Origin of the sequence: Kocuria sp. CPCC 205260 (genome assembly GCF_040981045.1) — a bacterium.
GTDB lineage: Bacteria > Actinomycetota > Actinomycetes > Actinomycetales > Micrococcaceae > Kocuria > Kocuria palustris.
The window spans coordinates 1-667 of the sequence record NZ_JAVKPT010000048.1; the positions used below are offsets into that span (position 1 = coordinate 1).

The window sequence follows — 667 nt, forward strand, 5'->3', positions numbered from 1 at the left end:
CTGGCTGCTGGAACTTCTTCCTGGGGCTCACCGGATCATCACGGAGCACGACTGGCCGGTGGAGCAGGGCCACCGCGTCGGTCCCGAGGAGGGCCCCGAGGCGGTGACCTTCCCGGTGGAGCCGGCCACCTGGAAAGTCCTCGTCACCTCCGGCTCCGATCGCATCGAGGCTGGGAAGGGGCCCGTGTCGGTGCTGCCGCTGGCACGCCAGTGGACCGACGCGGCCCGGGCCGCCACGGACCGCCTGGTGACCGGAGATGCGCCCGGACCCGGCCCGGCGATCACTTTGATTGGCTACCGCGAGGTGGATTTCACCTCGGAGGCCTCGGTCCAGGGGTTCCTGGACGCCCGCCAGGTGATGCCCGATGACGTTCAGCTCATCGGTCAGGAGGGCAACACCACCGTGCTGGCCGAGAAGCCCACGGGCATGGGCCAGGTCACCGCCGCGGACATCGTCGCCGGCGCACGCCTGGGGGACGCCCAAGGTATCCGCACCCTGGACATCGGCTACGGAGGCGAGGACGGCCGCCTGAGCTTCTGGGCAGAAACCCGGGACGACTTCGGGGCGCTTCCGGATGGTCCTCTCCCGGAGTCCACGCTCACCACCGCCGCCGAGCTGCACGACCGGCTCGCCCGACAAGAGATCAAGCACACCATCATCGTCGCC

The 667-nt window shown here is 70.0% G+C and carries 1 protein-coding gene; it reads left to right on the plus strand.

The features are described from left to right. Positions 1–58: 58 nt before the first annotated feature. Positions 59–667: hypothetical protein (locus tag RF645_RS13060; protein WP_368819252.1), on the plus strand; the 609-nt coding region annotated here is incomplete at its 3' end.